At 67.9% G+C, this 15,796-nt stretch carries 16 protein-coding genes and 1 pseudogene; 4 read left to right on the top strand and 13 right to left on the bottom strand.

Annotated elements, in window-relative coordinates; translation table 11 throughout:
* Both Q0W90_RS17070 and Q0W90_RS17065 read right to left on the bottom strand, forming a co-directional pair.
* The coding region (locus Q0W90_RS17070; RefSeq protein ID WP_297775353.1) for an SDR family NAD(P)-dependent oxidoreductase at positions 1-344 on the bottom strand (344 nt) is incomplete at its 3' end.
* Between the two features lie 76 nt (positions 345-420).
* On the bottom strand, positions 421-1,251 hold the full coding sequence (locus Q0W90_RS17065) for an alpha/beta hydrolase (RefSeq protein ID WP_297600739.1): 831 nt from the start codon (positions 1,249-1,251) through the stop codon (positions 421-423).
* Between the two features lie 68 nt (positions 1,252-1,319).
* Here Q0W90_RS17065 and Q0W90_RS17060 point away from each other — a divergent pair, with 68 nt between their 5' ends.
* Entirely contained in the window at positions 1,320-1,928 is a 609-nt protein-coding gene (locus tag Q0W90_RS17060) for a TetR/AcrR family transcriptional regulator (RefSeq protein ID WP_297600737.1), read from the top strand.
* Positions 1,929-2,017: 89 nt separating this feature from the next.
* Here Q0W90_RS17060 and Q0W90_RS17055 read toward each other — a convergent pair whose 3' ends face one another.
* Both Q0W90_RS17055 and Q0W90_RS17050 read right to left on the bottom strand, forming a co-directional pair.
* Positions 2,018-2,668, bottom strand: a complete 651-nt coding sequence (locus Q0W90_RS17055) for a TetR family transcriptional regulator (protein ID WP_297600745.1) — start codon at positions 2,666-2,668, stop codon at positions 2,018-2,020.
* Between the two features lie 12 nt (positions 2,669-2,680).
* The gene (locus tag Q0W90_RS17050; RefSeq protein WP_297600734.1) at positions 2,681-3,970 is read right to left on the bottom strand and encodes a lipase family protein; all 1,290 of its coding nucleotides are present in this window, start codon (positions 3,968-3,970) and stop codon (positions 2,681-2,683) included.
* A 101-nt stretch (positions 3,971-4,071) separates the two neighbouring features.
* On the opposite strand from Q0W90_RS17050, the pseudogene Q0W90_RS17045 reads away from it, so the two are divergent.
* Positions 4,072-4,243, top strand: a pseudogene (locus tag Q0W90_RS17045) (MarR family transcriptional regulator); the annotation flags it as partial.
* A 15-nt stretch (positions 4,244-4,258) separates the two neighbouring features.
* Here Q0W90_RS17045 and Q0W90_RS17040 read toward each other — a convergent pair.
* From Q0W90_RS17040 to Q0W90_RS17000, 9 genes are all read right to left on the bottom strand, one after another.
* Positions 4,259-5,068: a polysaccharide deacetylase family protein gene (locus Q0W90_RS17040; RefSeq protein WP_297600731.1), complete on the bottom strand. Its 810-nt coding sequence runs from the start codon at positions 5,066-5,068 to the stop codon at positions 4,259-4,261.
* A 261-nt stretch (positions 5,069-5,329) separates the two neighbouring features.
* On the bottom strand, positions 5,330-6,721 hold the full coding sequence (locus Q0W90_RS17035; protein ID WP_297600729.1) for an alpha/beta hydrolase-fold protein: 1,392 nt from the start codon (positions 6,719-6,721) through the stop codon (positions 5,330-5,332).
* A 149-nt stretch (positions 6,722-6,870) separates the two neighbouring features.
* Positions 6,871-9,144: a heavy metal translocating P-type ATPase gene (locus Q0W90_RS17030; protein WP_297775352.1), complete on the bottom strand. Its 2,274-nt coding sequence runs from the start codon at positions 9,142-9,144 to the stop codon at positions 6,871-6,873.
* Positions 9,141-9,353, bottom strand: a complete 213-nt coding sequence (locus tag Q0W90_RS17025; RefSeq protein ID WP_297600723.1) for a heavy metal-associated domain-containing protein — start codon at positions 9,351-9,353, stop codon at positions 9,141-9,143. The genes Q0W90_RS17030 and Q0W90_RS17025 overlap by 4 nt, the downstream gene beginning before the upstream one ends.
* 66 nt (positions 9,354-9,419) lie before the next feature.
* Positions 9,420-10,190, bottom strand: coding sequence for an SDR family oxidoreductase (locus Q0W90_RS17020; RefSeq protein WP_297775351.1), 771 nt, complete (start codon positions 10,188-10,190; stop codon positions 9,420-9,422).
* Positions 10,190-11,011 carry a mycofactocin-coupled SDR family oxidoreductase gene (locus Q0W90_RS17015; protein ID WP_297775350.1) on the bottom strand — a complete coding sequence of 274 codons (822 nt, stop codon included), beginning with the start codon at positions 11,009-11,011 and terminating at the stop codon, positions 10,190-10,192. The genes Q0W90_RS17020 and Q0W90_RS17015 overlap by 1 nt, the downstream gene beginning before the upstream one ends.
* An 18-nt stretch (positions 11,012-11,029) precedes the next feature.
* Positions 11,030-12,094 (bottom strand): hypothetical protein, encoded by a 1,065-nt coding sequence (locus Q0W90_RS17010; RefSeq protein ID WP_297775349.1) that lies wholly within the window; start codon positions 12,092-12,094, stop codon positions 11,030-11,032.
* Positions 12,084-13,244: a sulfotransferase gene (locus tag Q0W90_RS17005; protein WP_297775348.1), complete on the bottom strand. Its 1,161-nt coding sequence runs from the start codon at positions 13,242-13,244 to the stop codon at positions 12,084-12,086. The genes Q0W90_RS17010 and Q0W90_RS17005 overlap by 11 nt, the downstream gene beginning before the upstream one ends.
* A gap of 43 nt (positions 13,245-13,287) precedes the next feature.
* Positions 13,288-14,163: an SDR family NAD(P)-dependent oxidoreductase gene (locus Q0W90_RS17000; protein ID WP_297775346.1), complete on the bottom strand. Its 876-nt coding sequence runs from the start codon at positions 14,161-14,163 to the stop codon at positions 13,288-13,290.
* A gap of 140 nt (positions 14,164-14,303) precedes the next feature.
* On the opposite strand from Q0W90_RS17000, the gene Q0W90_RS16995 reads away from it, so the two are divergent.
* Both Q0W90_RS16995 and Q0W90_RS16990 read left to right on the top strand, forming a co-directional pair.
* A complete protein-coding gene (locus Q0W90_RS16995) occupies positions 14,304-15,269 on the top strand; it encodes a LysR family transcriptional regulator (protein WP_297775345.1) in 966 nt (321 codons plus the stop codon).
* Between the two features lie 39 nt (positions 15,270-15,308).
* Entirely contained in the window at positions 15,309-15,779 is a 471-nt protein-coding gene (locus Q0W90_RS16990; RefSeq protein ID WP_297775344.1) for an SRPBCC family protein, read from the top strand.
* Positions 15,780-15,796: the final 17 nt, after the last annotated feature.

The raw sequence follows: 15,796 nt of genomic DNA, 5'->3' as shown, positions 1-15,796 counted from the left end.
TGATTGGTGAGGATGGTCGCCTTGACATTGGTGTCCAACAGAAACGAGATCTCGTCGGCGCCGATGTAGCCGGGGATCCCCGCCTGCCAGAGCCCCGCTGCGTTCACCAGGACGTCGAGCCCGCCCAGGCGTTGCGCCGCGCCGGTGACCATCGCCGAGACGGCGTCGGCGTCGCGCACATCGCACTGCAGCCAGCTGGCGGCGAGGCCTTGCGGCGGCGGCGTCTGGTGATAGGTCGCGGCGACCTCGGCGCCGGCCTCGGTCAGGACTGCGACGGCGGCGGCGCCGATACCGGTGGCGCCGCCGGTGACCAGGATCCGCCGGCCTTGCAGGACGTTTTCCATGCCCGCGAGCGTAACGCCACGGTGAGATTCCGCTCGATTTTCCGCCGCGGCGTTACGCTCGCGAGCGCCGAACCGGTTACGTGCGCACCGCGATCGTCGAGAGCAGATCGGCGAGCCGGTCGGGCTGATCGACCATGGAGAAGGTGCGCGCTCCCTCGATCACCTCGAGGCGGGCGTCGGGAATGGTCGCCGCCAGCCGCACCCCGTCTTCCTGTGCGAAGAACACGTCGTCGGCTGACCACGCGACGAGCGTCGGCTTGTCGAAGTCGTAGAGCCGGGTCGCCACCGTCGTCGTCACCTCGGTGCGCATCGACAGCGTGAACTGGCGCAGGTCTTCGGCGATCGCCGGCAGCGAGAGTGCCGGGCGCACCCAGAGCTCGGTCAGGTCGTCGATGTTGGTATGCGCCAGGCCGTCGAACGCGCGCTTGCGCACTACCGGTGCCCGCATGGCCTGGGCGACGGCCCTGAACGTCGTCTTGGATTTGGCCGCCAGGATCACGGGTTTGAGGATGGGTGGCGGAAAGTGTTCGAACGCATCGCAACTCGTGAGGACCAGCGCGCCCAGCCGCTCGCGATGGTGCACGGCCACCAGCTGGGTGACGACGCCGCCGGTGTCGTTGCCGACCAGCACCACGTCCTGCAGGTCGAGCGCGGCGAGCACCTCGGCCACCATCCCGGCCACCCCGGTGATGGTCCGATCGGCGCCGCGACGCAGCGGCTCCGGATGCGCGCCCAGCGGCCAGGTCGGGGCGATGCAGCGCAGGCCGCGGCCGGCGAGGCGGTCACTGACCTGGCGCCACAGTTGGCCGCCCATCATGTACCCGTGCACGAACACGACGGGCCTGCCATTTTCGGGTCCGGTCGCTTCGTAATGAATGGTTCCGGCACTAATGTCGATCGTCGACATATCAGGACTCCTACTTCAGAGATACACTTACAAACAGGCTGTCTGTTCGTAAGTTACCAACAGGTTGTATGGAAAGCAAGAGACGCACCCAGGAGGAGCGCTCCGCGGCGACCCGCGACGCGCTGATCGCGGCTGCCCGCAAACTCTGGGGCCTGCGGGGATACGCGGAGGTGGGAACGCCCGAGATCGCCTCGGCCGCCGGGGTCACCCGGGGCGCGATGTATCACCAATTCGCCGACAAGGCAACGCTTTTCCGTGAGGTCGTCGAGGTCGTCGAGCAGGATGTGATGGCACGGATGGCCGTGGTGGTGGCCGAATCGGGGGCGGCGACGCCGACGGCCGCGATCCGGGCCGCGGTCGACGCATGGCTCGAGGTGTCCGCCGATCCCGAAGTGCGGCAACTGGTCCTGTTGGATGCGCCGAGCGTGCTGGGCTGGGCGGGATTTCGCGATGTCGCCCAGCGCTACAGCCTGGGCATGACCGAGCAGATGCTCACCGAGGCGGTCCGGGCCGGCGAGTTGGTCGAGCAACCGGTGCGGCCGCTGGCGCATGTGCTGATCGGCGCGCTCGACGAGGCGGCCATGGTCATCGCCACCGCCGACGACCCCGACCGCACCCGCCGAGAGACCCGTCAGGTGCTGCACCGCCTCATCGACGGGATGTTCGCCGCACGCTGACGGCCTTCGTCTGCCGAGCGTGCGTGTTTGCACACCGACACGCCGGTACAGCCGGCATTCTGCGCACGCTCGCATCAAACGCGAGGCGGTCAGTCTCCGCGAACTGCGGCGACGCCCGCGATGACGCCCTGGATGAGGCGGTCGAGGTGCTCGGCGTTGTCGATGGCCGGCGTGCCCGCGACGAAGGTCAGCATGATGCCGTTGATGAACGCCAGGGTGGCGGTCGCCTGGTCGTCGACCAAGGCCGGATCGGGTGCGCTGCCATCGGGATGCCATTGGGTGACGACGTCGCGGGCCAGAGCGTAGAGCCGGTCCGCGGACTCACTGAGAGCCGTGGCCAGTTCCGGGTCCCGGCCGGCGAGCAGTGCGAGCTCGTAGCGCGCCTTGGCGCGGGTCAGCCACGGTTCGCTGTTCACGTACATGACGATGCGGGCCAAACCGGCGGTGCCGGTGAACTGCGTGGCATGGTCCTCGGCCAGTTCGGCCATCATCGAAAAATCGGCGACGTCGAGTTCGGCCAGCCGGGTGGCCATGGCGTGCACCAGCGCCTTGCGGGTCCTGAAGTAGAACGACGTGGTGCCAGCCGGCACGCCGGCGTGGTCGTCGACCTTCGGGTGGCTGACACCGTGCACCCCGTTGCTGCCCAGCAGTTCGATCGCGGCGTCGGTGAGCTGGCGGCGCCGCTCGGGCGCGTTGTGCTTTCTGCGTGCAGCGATGCACCCCAGTTTATCGGCGCCAATCTCGGCCGCGATCTAGAACTGACCGCAGTTCGGTGCGGTGGGCTCTCCGTTGAAGCGGGCCGTGATCCACTGCATCGCCGGCTCACCGTCGACCAGCATCGGCAGTGCGTGGTTGATGATGAGCTTGTTGAGGAAGGGCGGCTCTTCGTTGGAGCGGAATTCCACGTCGGCGTCCTGGGCGCACCAGTCGCGTCCGAGCTGGTTGGCCGCGGTCCACGGCACCAGGGGGTCGTAGTGGTTGCTGTTGATCAGGACCGGCGCGTTGGGTTTGTAGCGCCCGATCCGCTGCGCCTCGAACAGGCTGTTGAACGGCTCCTCATTCACCAATTGGTCGATGTCCTCGGTGAAGTAGGGCTGTATGTGGCGAAACATGAAGTCCAGCAGGGTCTGGCCGACGCACTGGCGCGACACGGATTCGAGCATCGCCAGCCCGCGCGGGGTCATCTTGGAGCGAATGGTGTCGGCGAACTCCGGGTAGGCGGCCATCACGCTGTTGAGCGCGTACCCGACGACGCCGACCAGGACGCTGCCGTCCGCGTAGGGCAGAAGCTCCTTGAGGTCGGCCGGGGGCGCCCCGGCGTAGGTGCCGACGATATGGAGGTCGGGGGCGTATTGCGAGGCGAGCTCGGCCGCCGACGCGGACGCGCCGCCGCCCTGCGAATAGCCCCAAAACGCCACGGGCCCATGCGGATCCAACGATGTGCCGGGCAGTCGCATGGCCGCGCGGGCGGCGTCGAGCACGGCCTGCCCCTCGGCCACCCGCCCCACATACGTGTGCATCGACGCGGTGCCCAGGCCCTCGTAGTCGGTCATCACGATGGCGAAACCACGGGCGACCATGGTGGCGACGAACAGTTCCTCGTAGTTGAACATGATGTCCCAGCCACCCGAATAGTGGATGCCCTGGTTGAACATTCGCGACGGGGCGCACTGATTGCCCTGGCCCTGCGTGCCGGGTGCGTAACTGATCAACGGCCGTGGCCCGGCGCCCGGCCAGTCGTTGTAGGGCTCGAAGTAGGTGCCGGTGACCGCGATCGGGTTACCCCGGGTGTCGGTGCTGCGGTACATGATTCGCGTACCGGTCGCCATGATCGCGCCCAGCTGGCCCGACGGTTCCAGCACCAGCCGTGACGGCTCGGTCCGGATCAGGTCGCCGGGCCGGCCGGGTGGCAGCGGATCCGGCGGGGTGTAAAAGTCCGCGTACTGCGGCTCGTCGCCGCCGTCGGCGCGTGCGATCCCGGCTCCCACCAGTGCCGAAGCAATTATCAGCAGCACTGTTAAAACTCCCCCGGCCCGATGCATTACGGAACGGTAACAATCGACCGCCCGCCAGCGGAAGAGCAATCTCTAATTTTTTAGAGATTGGGCGCTCGCTAACGATGATTCCGGGAAAAGAATTGCCGCTGCGGGTGAGTCGGATGGCGGCGGCCCAGGCGATCGCGGCCCTGGGGCGGCGTGGTTACGTCGCCCGGTCCCCCGACCCGGTCGACGCGCGGCCGGCGCGCCCTGCGGGTAATGCGTTCCAACGCAGTCGCTTTGGAGAAGCGATGGCAGCACGTCCTGGGAGAGCGGCAGTGGCGGAGTTGGCCGTCAGGGCGTCTTGAGGAACACGTCGTTGAGCGTGACGGTGCGAAGGTTCCGGTCTCGGATGATATCGACGAGCTGCGGATAGACGTGCGTCACCGGCAGATGATTGAGGTGCCCGATGACGATCGCTTGCGGCGTGAAGTACTGATCGGCCATCTGCACGATGTACTCCTCGGTGATCAACGTCGAATCCGACAGCGAGCCCGACCACAGGGTGGGGACCTTGTAACCGAGGTCGGCGGCGACGGCGTCCACGGCCGCGTTGCGCTTGGCATACGGCGGCCGCCAATAGGGCTTCGCGCCGATCCCGTACGTCTTCTTCAGGAACGCGTCGTTACGGGTAAGCTGTTCGGCGACTTGCTCTTTGGACAGTGTGGTCAGGTCCGGGTGTGACCAGGTGTGGTTTCCGAGTTGGATCTGCCCGCTGTCGACCAACGGCCGAAGCAGCTCAACGTTGTCGGTCCACGAGTCGTAGACCCCGTTGACGAAATACGTCAGCCGCACGCCCGTGTCCTTGGCGAACTGCGTGTAGGCGCGCACCACGTCGCTGTTCACACCGTCGTCGACGGTCAGCGCGAGCAGGTCGCCTTCGCCGGGGAGCCTCATCAGCGCACCCCCGCCGGGCAGCGGAATGCGGGCACTGAGCGGTGGCGGCGGCAGGAGCGCCTGCGGGGCGGTAGGGCCGGAAGTCGGGACTCCGGCCCCCGGCGTCTGGGCGAAGGTACGCGGCTGCGGGTCGATGATGAGTCGGGCCGCTCCGACGCCGGCGACCACCGACGCGGCGAGCGATCCAAGGAACTGACGGCGGTTCATGGCTGAGACGGGACGGCGTCGATCACAGGCAGGCGCGGGCAGATCAATGGCGGATTCGGCCCGAATATTCGGAAATGGACGGTGGCGCGTTGCGTGGCAAGCGGGTCCCCGCGGGAACCGCCGTCAGTGCAAAACATCGAGGCCACAGCAGCGAACCGTACCATTCGGAGGGCACTTAAGTCGGCTGCGTTACGGGAGGGTCAGCTGTGAATTTTCGACTACTGCTGCTGCGGCCGGTAAACGCGAGCCGACCAGCGGGAATCAGTGCGGTTTTCCGGCGCTTCGTTGCGGCAGCTGCACGGGTTCGGCGTCGGGGGTTCCGAGCGTGGAGGCCAGCCACGGCAGGGCGGTGGCAAACGCCTGGGCGGCAAACGGCCAGTCGTGCTTGCCCGGCTGGGTGACCACCGCGCAGGCGATGCCGTTGGCGGTGCCGACGGCACACAGCGTGTTCGCCGCGACGTCCTGCCCTTCGGGGTTGGCCGCCGGATCGCTGCTGGACGCGATAAGGGCGGGATTGCCTTCCGGTGCGACGTTGTGTGCACCCTCGGATCCCGGCACGTCGAACCATCCAGACAGGTCGTCGTAGTGACCGTGCTTCGTCATCACGGTGACCGGGTCGAAGGCGGCCCAGGCGTCGTGATTGCCGCCGAACAGCCGGGCGACGGTTTGATCCGTGGAGCCGCCATTGGGCCCGCGGTCACCCGCGATGTCCACGAATGCGCTGAACAGCTCCGGATGCATGACGGCCAGGTCGACGGCGCAGGTACCGCCCATCGACCATCCCGCGACGCCCCAGTTGGTGCGATGCCCGCTGACGCCGAAGTTCGACACCATGAACGGGATGACGTCCTTGGCCAGGTGATCGGCGGCGTTGCCGCGGGGACCGTTGACGCATTCGGTGTCGTTGTCGAATGAACCGGTCGGATCGACGAACACCAGCACCGGGGAGAACCCGTGGTGGGCCGCCGCGAAGCTGTCGATGGCGGTGAAGGCGCCGCCGGGGCCCAGCCAGTCGGCCGGGGTGTTGAAGGCCGAGCTGATCATCATGACGGCCGGCAGCCGGGGCGGGGGATTGCTGTTGAACCATGCGGGCGGCAGGTAGACCAATTCTCGGCGGTGGGCGAAGTGGGAGGCGTTGTCGTCGATGTCCACCGGCACCACCACGCCCTTGGTCGGCCTGGTCCCGGCGATCTGCATTTCGGTGACCCGTAGCCGGTCGACCTGGTCGGGCAATGGCACCGATGTGAGCTGGTTCCACGCGGCCAGCGCAGTGGGGAAGTAGCCCACCCAGCCGTTGAGTGCCATGCCCGCGCACAGGACGCACAGCGGTATCGACAGCACCGCCACGCCGCGACGCCACCAGCGCACGCCGCGCCAGCCCACCAGAAACACCGCGACCGCCAGGCCGCTCAGCGCGATCCACAACCACAGCGTCGTCGGTGCCGGATCCCCCGCCACCCCGAGAGAGGTGATGTACCAACGCGATAGCGCGGTCACCGCGACCGCCGCGATCAACGCCACCGGCAGCACTCGCTTGAGCCAGCTTCGCGCGCGCCATTGGATCGCGACGATCAGCACGAGTACCGCCAAGCCCTGCACGGCCGGCGGAAACCAGCCGTGCAGCAAGGACAACTGTCCCAGGAACTGCTCCAACGGTCGTGACCTTTGCTAGATCGATCGCTGCGCGCGGTGATTGGCGTGATTGGCGTGATTGTCAGGGGGCCGGTCGGGGTCTCGTGAGACGGCGGCCGGACCCACTATCCCACACGACCGCGGCCCGCCGGCCCATCGTCGGGCCCGGGTCATGCGTCGGTGATGACGCTGGCGACCGAGCGCAGCCGCAGGCTGTTCCCGACGACGAGAACGCTGGAGAGTGCCATGGCGGCGCCGGCCAGCATCGGGTTGAGCATGCCGAGCGCCGCGAGGGGGATCGCGGCGAGGTTGTAGCCGAAGGCCCACGCCAAGTTGGCCTTGATGGTCGCAAGCGTGCACCGGGCGAGCCGAATCGCGTCCACGGCCGCTCGCAGGTCGTCGCGGATCACGGTGAGGTCGGCTGCTTCGATCGCGACGTCGGTGCCGGCGCCCATGGCCAGGCCCAGATCGGCGGAGGCCAGTGCGGCGGCGTCGTTGACGCCATCGCCGACCATGGCGACCACCTTGCCCTCGTCCTGCAGACGCTTGACGGCGGCGACCTTGTCGGTGGGCGTCGCGTCGGAGATCACCTGGGCGATGCCGAGCTCGTCGGCGATGCGGGTGGCGACGGTGTGGTTGTCGCCGGTGAGCAGCACCGGGGACAGGCCCAGCCGGCGGAATTGCCGCACGGCTTCGGCGCTGGACGGTTTGACGGTGTCGGCGACCACCAGGATGCCCCGGGCCAGGCCGTCCCAGCCGACGGCGATGGCGGTCTTGCCCGCGCGCTCGGCGCCGGCTTTGGCCGCCGACAGCACGGCGTCGAGGTGTACCCCGCGCTCGGCTAGCAGGCCCGGGCGCCCGACGACGACGGCATGGCCGTCGACCGTGCCGTGCACGCCCATGCCGTTGATCCCGGTGAAGTCGGTGGACGCGGGAAGCGACCCGTGGTGCGCCGTGGCGCTCCGGGCGATTGCCTGCGCGATGGGATGTTCGGAGGCGGCTTCCAGGGCACCCGCGTATCGGAGCAGCGTTGCGCGGTCGGTCCCGGCCACGCCGATCACGTCGACCAGGGCCATCCGGCCGGTGGTGACGGTGCCGGTCTTGTCGAGCACGATCGTATCGATCTTCCGGGTGGATTCGAGCACCTCGGGCCCCTGGATGAGGACGCCAAGCTGAGCCGCGCGGCCGGTGCCGACCAGAAGGGCGGTCGGAGTCGCGAGCCCCATCGCGCACGGGCAGGCGATGATGAGCACCGCGACCGCCGCCGTCAGCGCGGTGGTGAGCGAGAAGCCCGCCGCGAGCCAGCCGGCCAGCGTCGCGACCGCAAGCACCATGACGACGGGAACGAACACACCGGAGACGCGGTCCGCGAGGCGCTGCACCTGGGCCTTGCCGGATTGGGCCCGTTCGACGAGCTGGGCCATCTGCGCCAGCTGGGTGTCGTCGCCAATCCCGGTGGCGCGGACGACAAGCCGGCCGCCGGCGTTGACGGTGCCGCCGGTGACGGCGTCGCCCTCGCCGACCTCGACGGGAATGGACTCGCCGGTCAGCATGGAGGCGTCCACGGCCGACGAACCCGCGACCACGATCCCGTCGGTCGCGATCCTTTCACCGGGACGCACGACGAACTCGTCACCGACCGCCAGCCGCTCGATCGGGATGTGGGCCTCGGTGCCGGCACGCAGCACCGCGACCTCCTTGGCGCCCAGCGCCAGCAGTGCGCGCAGCGCGGCGCCGGCGGTCCCCTTGGCCCGCTTTTCGAAGTACCGGCCGGCCAGGACGAACAGGGTCACGCCCGCAGCCACTTCGAAGTAGACGTGGCAGGGGGTGTCGTCGCGCCCGATGGTCAGCTCGAAGTCGTGCTGCATGCCCGGTTGCCCGGCCGTCCCGAAAACGAGGGCGTACAGGGACCACAGGAACGCGGCCAATGTCCCGATCGAGACCAGGGTGTCCATGGTGGCGGCGCCGTGTTTGACATTGGTCCAGGCGGCCGCGTGGAAGGGCAGCCCGCACCACATGACGACCGGAGCCGTCAGGGCCAGCGATACCCAGTGCCAGTGGTGAAACTGCAGCGCGGGAATCATGGCCATGGCGATCACCGGTCCGGCCAGCACGGTCGCGGTGATCAGACGCCTGCGCAGCGACGTCAGCTCGGCGTCGCGCTCCGGCGAGTGCCGCGGTAGGGCGGCCGCGTAGCCGGCCTTTTCGATCTCGGCGATCAGGAGCTGCGGGTCGTACCCGGCGGGGGCGGTGACGGCGGCCTTCTCGGTCGCATAGTTGACCGTGGCGGCGACACCGTCGAGCTTGTTGAGCTTCTTTTCGATCCGGGCCGCGCAGGAGGCGCAGGTCATCCCGGTGATCTCGAGCTCGATAGAGAGTGTAACGGCTGAATCGTTGTCGTCGGGGAGGATGCCCTCGTCGATGTGCCGCGGGGGCGTGCTCATGCGACCGGGACGGCCTGGAACCCGGCCTCGTCGACCGCGCCGAGGACGGCGTCCGCGTCGATAGGCGCCGAACTCGTGACGACGAGCAGGCCGGTGTCGGCGCTGACCGTCACGCCGTCGACGCCGGGGATCCCGGCCACCTCGCTGCGGACGGCGGCCTCGCAGTGCGCGCATGTCATCCCGGTCACCCGATATTCGCTGGTGGGCATGCCGCTCCTTCTCGATACCCCGCCGCAGGTCTTGACCCCACCATTGTGCCTGCCCGGCGGTTCGGGCTATTGCCGCAGGTGCGATCCGCCGCCGATGTACCAGACCTGACCGGTGATCCACTCGGCCTCGTCGGACAGCAGGAACGCGGTGATCGCCGCGAGGTCGTCCGGCTTGCCCAGCCGGCTGGTCTTGCCGAACGTCAGGAAGGCCTGCTGGAGCGCGACGTCGTTCTGCCGCTCCTGGGTTTCGCCCATCACCAGGCCGGGCATGACGCCGTTGCTGCGGATGTTGTGTTTGCCCCAATTGACGGCCACGTGCCGGGTCAGGTGGTTCACCGCGGCCTTGGAGGCGCCATAGGCGACGTGTGATGGGTCGCTGCCCAGGGCGGCGCCGGACGAGGTGTTCACGATGCTGCCCCCGCCCCGCGCGAGAAGGTGCGGCAGGACCGCGCGGATCGTGCGGACATACCCCATCAGGTTGACGTCGAGCGTGCGCTGCCAGACGTCCAGCTCGGTATCGAGAATCGTGGTATCGCGTCCCAGGTTGTCCTCGGACAGGTCGGCGCCCACGTTGTGCAGGCCGTGAACGGCGCCGAACTCGGCGATGGTCGCGTCCACGAGGTGCTGCACGGACCGTTCGTCGGCCAGGTCGAATTCGATGGCGATGGCACGGCCGCCGGCCGTCTCGATCCGCTCGGCGGTGGCGGTGGCGCCGGCGATGTTGGTGTCGCCGATGGCGATGCGCGCGCCTTCGGCGGCAAGGCGTTGGGCGGTGGCCGCGCCGATCCCGGTGGCACCCCCGGCCACCAGGAATACCTTGTCGAGCAGGCCGCGCATCAGACGTACCCGACGCCGATGTCGACCGAAACCTGGGTTGCGGTAACCAATCGGGACTGATTCGAGGCCAGCCAGGCCACGGCGTCGGCGATGTCCTCCGGCTGCGCAATACCCTCGGGCAGTAGCGGTTTGTGCATGCCCCGCAGGTGCGGGTAGTCGTCGGCGGCCGCTTGCAGTGCTTCCCGCATCCGGCCGGTGCCCATCGGGGTGGCGACCGCCCCGGGGTTGAGGCTGTTGACGCGAATGTTGTAGCGGCCGAGTTCGGCGGCGAACGCCCGCGCCATCCCGACCACGGCGTGTTTGCTTGCGGTGTAATGGATCATGAACGACTGCATCTTGATGCCGGCCGCCGAACCGATCAGGATGATCGAGCCGCCGCGGCCGCCGTCGATGATGTGCCGTGCCCCGGCCATCACGGTGTTCCAGGTACCAATCACGTTGGTGTCGATGGTGTCTCGGAATGCCTGCGCGGTGATCTGATCCCAGGGTGCGGGGCTGCAGATCCCGGCGTTGGCGACGATCACGTCGAGCCGGCCCAGTTCGCCCACGGCGCCCTCCACGGCGGCCGACAGCGCGTCCAGGTCGCGGATGTCGGCCTCGGCGGTGATGATCCTCTGGCCGTTGGCGCCCACCAGTCGCGCGGTTTCGGCCAGATCGTCGGGCGTCGGCGAGTCGTAGGGGACGCTCGGCGGCAGCGGCCCGGCGAGATCGACCGCAATGATGTCGGCGCCCTCGGCCGAAAGGCGCTCGGCGTGCGCCCGGCCCTGCCCGCGCGCTGCACCGGTGATCAGCGCGACCTTTCCCGAGAGTGACTGGTTCATGTGTGGTGTGGGTTCCTTTCAGTCGCGCGCGATCTTGTCGAGCGGGTTGGAGCGTTCCAGCATGCCGTATGTCTCTTCCCCGTCCCATCGGTAACGCACACCGGCCTGCTGGACGGCGGGGAACTCGGCCATCTCCTGTTTGAGGGCGTGCATGGAGTACATGTCGTCGTCGTGGTGGATGTCATGGGTGGAAAACACTGTCTCGCCGTCGATTTCGACAAGGCCGTCGGCTGTCTCCAACGCCAGCGAGACGTCCTCGCCGAGCGGTCGCAGGCGCATCAGCCACGGCGCCCGGATCGCCCGGGCCGGGACGAGGCCGCCGTCGCCGGTGAAGATGAATCCCTCGTTGAAGGTGGGCTGGCCGTCCGGACGCGGCGGGTAGGCGATGTAACCGAAGGCCCGGCCGCTGCCGAACACGGCCGACTGCCAGCAATGTCCCCAGAAGCCGGCGAGTTTGCGCACCCCGGTACGACGGATCCGCAGGCCGCTCCCGGTGAACGTGTGGCGCTCATTCGCCACCCGGAATTCCCCTGTGGCGGTGAACAATTGCTCATATCGCGGACCGCCCATGATCTCGCCGACGGCGGTGGTTTTGAGCTGGGTGTCGGCGTCGCGCTGCAATGCGCCCTGGACCCACGGGGGCACGGCCATCTTCGCTTCGACATGGAAGCCGATGTCGACCGAGGGACCGTCCTTCTTGCCGTCGACCAGGTCGGTCGACGAGGTCTGTACCGCCGGTCCGTCGTAGGACATCGTCCAGGTATCGAAGGGTTCGATGCACTGGAATGCCAGGCCGCCGGCGCCGAGCACGGTCGGCCGCCCGTCGGCCCCGCGGGAGGGCAGCGACGGCCCGTTGGTGCGCAGCCGGTAGACCCGCCCGTCGGGAAACGCGGCGTTGACTTGAATGTCGTGGGAGTCCCAATTGGCACCCACCGCCTCGATTCCGATGCGCGGCAGGCCGATCTCGCCGCGGTCGTCGACGACCCAGAAGCTCACCGAGTCGCGCATCTCCGGATCCTCGGGGCGCTGCGCCAGCACGTACTCGCGCGACGGGTCGATGCCGCCGGTGAGGTCAACAGCCATTGTTCTTCTCGCTCCTTACATTTGGATGCCGCGTCCACCGCCCCGCGCTGTCCACATAGCGGGCGAACCGCGGCCGAACCACGTCGAGGTCGATACCGAACTCCACCGGGTCGGCGTGCGAACTCGGCTCACGCTCGGAGGCGGCGTGCTCCCACCAACTGTGCATCCGGGCTCCGAACTCGTCGGACACCGCGACCCCCAGCCAGGCGTACAGGCCGGTCACCTCACCGACCGGGTCGGCCTGCATGGCGCGAAAGTCGATGTCGTAGAACCGATCGTCCGCGCCGTCGGCGCGAAAATCCAGTGCCCGCTCCATGCCCAGCGACCAATGCTCGACGTTGAGCCGACCGATGTAGCGGCGGTCGATCTGGGTGTTGAACGACCCGATGATGTCCGCGTACAGATCGGCCACCGACAACAGGACGTCGGTGGGGTCGCGATGGGTCATCACGAACCGCGCGTCGGGGAATACCGCGTCCAGGGCGTCGAGCCACAACACGTGCGACGGGCATTTCAACCGCCACGGCCGTTCCGGCTCGCCCCACTGCAGTAGTTGCATCACGCGGCGCTGGTAGCGAAACGTCGGGGTGAGGTCTGCCTGCTGCACCAGCCACGTTGAGTACGAGGGGATTTCGGCGAACGACTGGAAGATGTGCGATTTGAAATCGAGCGCCATCAGCTCGTGGCACTCCATAGGACCATGCGTGTCGCCGGGAACGTGGTAGCGGGTGCCGACCATCTCGCCCTTGTCGGGCGGCACGCGCGGGTCCACGCCCCGCACGGTCGAGGGCGGCGGACAGGGTTGCGTCGACTCCCACCGGCGCAGGTATCGCACCTCGGGATCCTGGGCCAGCAGCATCGACAGGGCGGTGGATCCGGTCCTGGGCAATCCCAGACCGACCAGCGGCTCACGGATGGGCACGTCGCCGATCTGCGGGTGCCGCCGAAACCAGTCCTCGACCTGGAGTCGCTGCGTCAGGTACCCGACGATGCGTTGCCGCAGAAAGGCTTCACCGCGCCCGTTCAGGTGCGCTTCGTTGCGCAACGCGGACAACAGGACGTCCAGGCCCTCGGTGAAGGAATCGTCACCGAAGTCGGTGAGGCCGGTTTGCGCCGCGGCCTGATCCATCACCTCATCGGTTGTCTGCACGGCCATCTCCCTGTGTCCTTGGTGAAAGGCATTGTGGCAGCACTCAACCCATGCATTGCCCGCCGGCGACGTCAATGGTCTGCCCGCACAGGTAGTCGGCCGCCTCGGAAGCCAGGAACGCAACCATGTTGGCGGCTTCCTCGGGCAACGAGGCGCGCCCCAGCTGAACCTGGTGGGTGATCGCTTCCTGGATGGCGCCGCGGCCGGCGCGTTGTCTGTCGTCCTGAGGGTCGAGCAGGTACTGGCGCATCTCCGGTTTGATCATGATGCCCGGCGCCACGCCCAACACGTTGACGCCGCGAAGCGCGACCTCGTGCGCGAGGTTTCGGGTGAACCCGATGACCCCGGCCTTGCACGCGTTGTACACGACCAGCCCGCGCTGCTGGATGCGGCCGCCGACCGACCCGATGTTGATGATCTTGCCGGAGCCCTGGTCCAGCATGTGGCCAAGGGCGGCGTGCGCCCCGTACATCATCATCGTCAGACTGCCCAGCACCGTGTAGTCGATGTCGTCTTTCGTCTGCTTCTCGAAAGGCCCGGCGGCGACCATCACCGGGTTGTTCACCATGATGTCGAGCCCACCGAGTTCACGGTGGGCTTGTTGCACCGCGCCGTGCACCTGGCCCCAGTCGGACATGTCGGCTTTGACGGGAATAGCCCGCACCCCCCAGCGCTGCTCGACTTCCTTCGCGCGGCGTTCGACCTTCTCGAAGGTGCGGCCGATGAGCGCCACCTCGGCGCCGCAGCCGGCCAGCCTGTTGGCGATCGCCTGCCCCAGGCCGTCGCCGCCGGCACCGGTGACGAAGGCCTTCTTGCCGGACAGGTCCATCAGCTCTGTCACTCGCTTGCCGACGATGTGCTCCGGTAAGCGATCCAACCCGAGCAGCTGCACCCAGTCCTGTTCGTCCTGAACCGTCATCGTCGACCTTTCTTCAGCCAGACCGGGACGGCATCGCCGACCCCACCTCGCCGACGATATGGCGGCATCACTGCCAGCAGGTAATACCAATTCGGGAAACCAGTCATGCCGCATTTGTATGGCTGGTAGATGTGGAGGCGATGGATACCCACCGGCTCAAATATTTTCTGCGGATCGCGGAGGAGGGCTCGATCACCCGCGCGGCCGCGGTGCTGGGCATTGCCCAGCCGGCGCTGAGTCGCCAGATCCGGCTGTTGGAGGAGGACCTCGGCATCACGCTGTTCGAGCGGACCCGGCGGGGCGTGCATCTCACCGAGGAGGGTGAGCGGTTGCGCTCTTCGACGGCCGCGCCGCTGCGTCAGCTGGAGCTCGCGGTCCGGTATGCGGGATCGCCGTTGGCGCGGATCGAGCGGGGGCTGCTGTTCGGCATGGTGCCCACCGCCGCCGGCGTCCTGGCCGCGCCACTGGTGGCAAGCCTGGGCGCCGCGTTCCCGAATGTCCATTTCCACGTCGCCGTGGCCGAAACCGACGACCTGGTGCAGCGCCTGCTCAAAGGCGCGGTCGACCTCGCGGTGATCAACCCGGTCTCCGACGACCGGCTCTTCTACCGGCACCTGGTGATCGAGGATCTCCTGCTGGTCGGAGGGCCCGCGTCGGATCTCTCGCCCGCCAACCCGATCCGCTTCACCGAGCTGGCCAAGCTGCCGCTGGTTATGCCCAGCGCACAGACCGGTGTTCGAAACACGTTGGAGAACACCGCACTTCGCCTCAAAGTTGCCATCACGGCCCGCTTTTCGACCGATTCGGTGGAGGTGTGCAAGCGCCTGGTCGAGTCGGGGCTCGGGTACGCGGTGCTGCCCTTGGCGGCGTGCGGCGCCGACGTGGAGGCGGGACGCCTGCGGTGCACCTCGATCTGCGAGCCCCAGATCAACCACCGGCTCGGCGTGGCCGCCACCTCGGCGCTGGAGCTGCCCCGCGAATTCGCGGCGAAGATCGGAATCGTGTTGCGCGAAGAGGTCGCGCGGTTGACCAAATCCGGTTTCTGGCCGGCGCGTTTCGAGCCGTCGCCGGTGTGGGACCCGAGCATTCCCGAGCCTCGGAACTGAACGGGATTACGCTGCCGGGTAGCGGAAAGGAGATTCGCAATGACCGTCACCGTTGTCGACCGGGGACCCCGCCAGGTGAGTCGCAGAGTCGAGGTGGCCGCGCCGGCGGCCGAGCTTTATGCCATCGTCGCCGATCCGCGGCGGCACCACGAACTCGACGGGTCGGGCACGGTGCGCGACAACATCGCCATGCCGCCGCAACTCCTTGAGGGCTCGAAGTTTTCGACGCACATGAAGATGTTCGGCGTGCCCTATCGCATCACCAGCACGATCACCGCACTGACGCCGAACGAAGTGGTCGAATGGCGCCACCCGGTGGGTCACCGCTGGCGGTGGGAATTCGAGGCGGTGTCACCCACCCTGACGCGGGTCACCGAGACGTTCGACTACCGCGATGCCGGTGCGATCAAGAACAAACTGAAGTACTCCGAGCGGATGGGTTTCGCCAAGGCGAATGCGTCGGGCATCGAGGCGACGCTGACCAAACTGCGGGATCGCTACGCGGGGTGATCAATCCGCCGCCGGAT

This window comes from Mycobacterium sp. (assembly GCF_025933915.1).
Taxonomy (GTDB): domain Bacteria; phylum Actinomycetota; class Actinomycetes; order Mycobacteriales; family Mycobacteriaceae; genus Mycobacterium.
Note: the sequence above shows the minus strand (reverse complement) of the source record. Positions and strands in the feature narration are given on the sequence as shown.

Bases quoted from the DNA above. Each gene is read 5' to 3' on its own strand.
- Q0W90_RS17065 (WP_297600739.1), bottom strand. From the start codon at position 1,251: ATGTCGACGATCGACATTAGTGCCGGAACCATTCATTACGAAGCGACC.
- Q0W90_RS17060 (WP_297600737.1), top strand. From the start codon at position 1,320: ATGGAAAGCAAGAGACGCACCCAGGAGGAGCGCTCCGCGGCGACCCGC.
- Q0W90_RS17050 (WP_297600734.1), bottom strand. From the start codon at position 3,970: ATGCATCGGGCCGGGGGAGTTTTAACAGTGCTGCTGATAATTGCTTCG.
- Q0W90_RS17040 (WP_297600731.1), bottom strand. From the start codon at position 5,068: ATGAACCGCCGTCAGTTCCTTGGATCGCTCGCCGCGTCGGTGGTCGCC.
- Q0W90_RS17030 (WP_297775352.1), bottom strand. From the start codon at position 9,144: ATGAGCACGCCCCCGCGGCACATCGACGAGGGCATCCTCCCCGACGAC.
- Q0W90_RS17025 (WP_297600723.1), bottom strand. From the start codon at position 9,353: ATGCCCACCAGCGAATATCGGGTGACCGGGATGACATGCGCGCACTGC.
- Q0W90_RS17020 (WP_297775351.1), bottom strand. From the start codon at position 10,190: ATGCGCGGCCTGCTCGACAAGGTATTCCTGGTGGCCGGGGGTGCCACC.
- Q0W90_RS17015 (WP_297775350.1), bottom strand. From the start codon at position 11,011: ATGAACCAGTCACTCTCGGGAAAGGTCGCGCTGATCACCGGTGCAGCG.
- Q0W90_RS17010 (WP_297775349.1), bottom strand. From the start codon at position 12,094: ATGGCTGTTGACCTCACCGGCGGCATCGACCCGTCGCGCGAGTACGTG.
- Q0W90_RS17000 (WP_297775346.1), bottom strand. From the start codon at position 14,163: ATGACGGTTCAGGACGAACAGGACTGGGTGCAGCTGCTCGGGTTGGAT.
- Q0W90_RS16995 (WP_297775345.1), top strand. From the start codon at position 14,304: ATGGATACCCACCGGCTCAAATATTTTCTGCGGATCGCGGAGGAGGGC.
- Q0W90_RS16990 (WP_297775344.1), top strand. From the start codon at position 15,309: ATGACCGTCACCGTTGTCGACCGGGGACCCCGCCAGGTGAGTCGCAGA.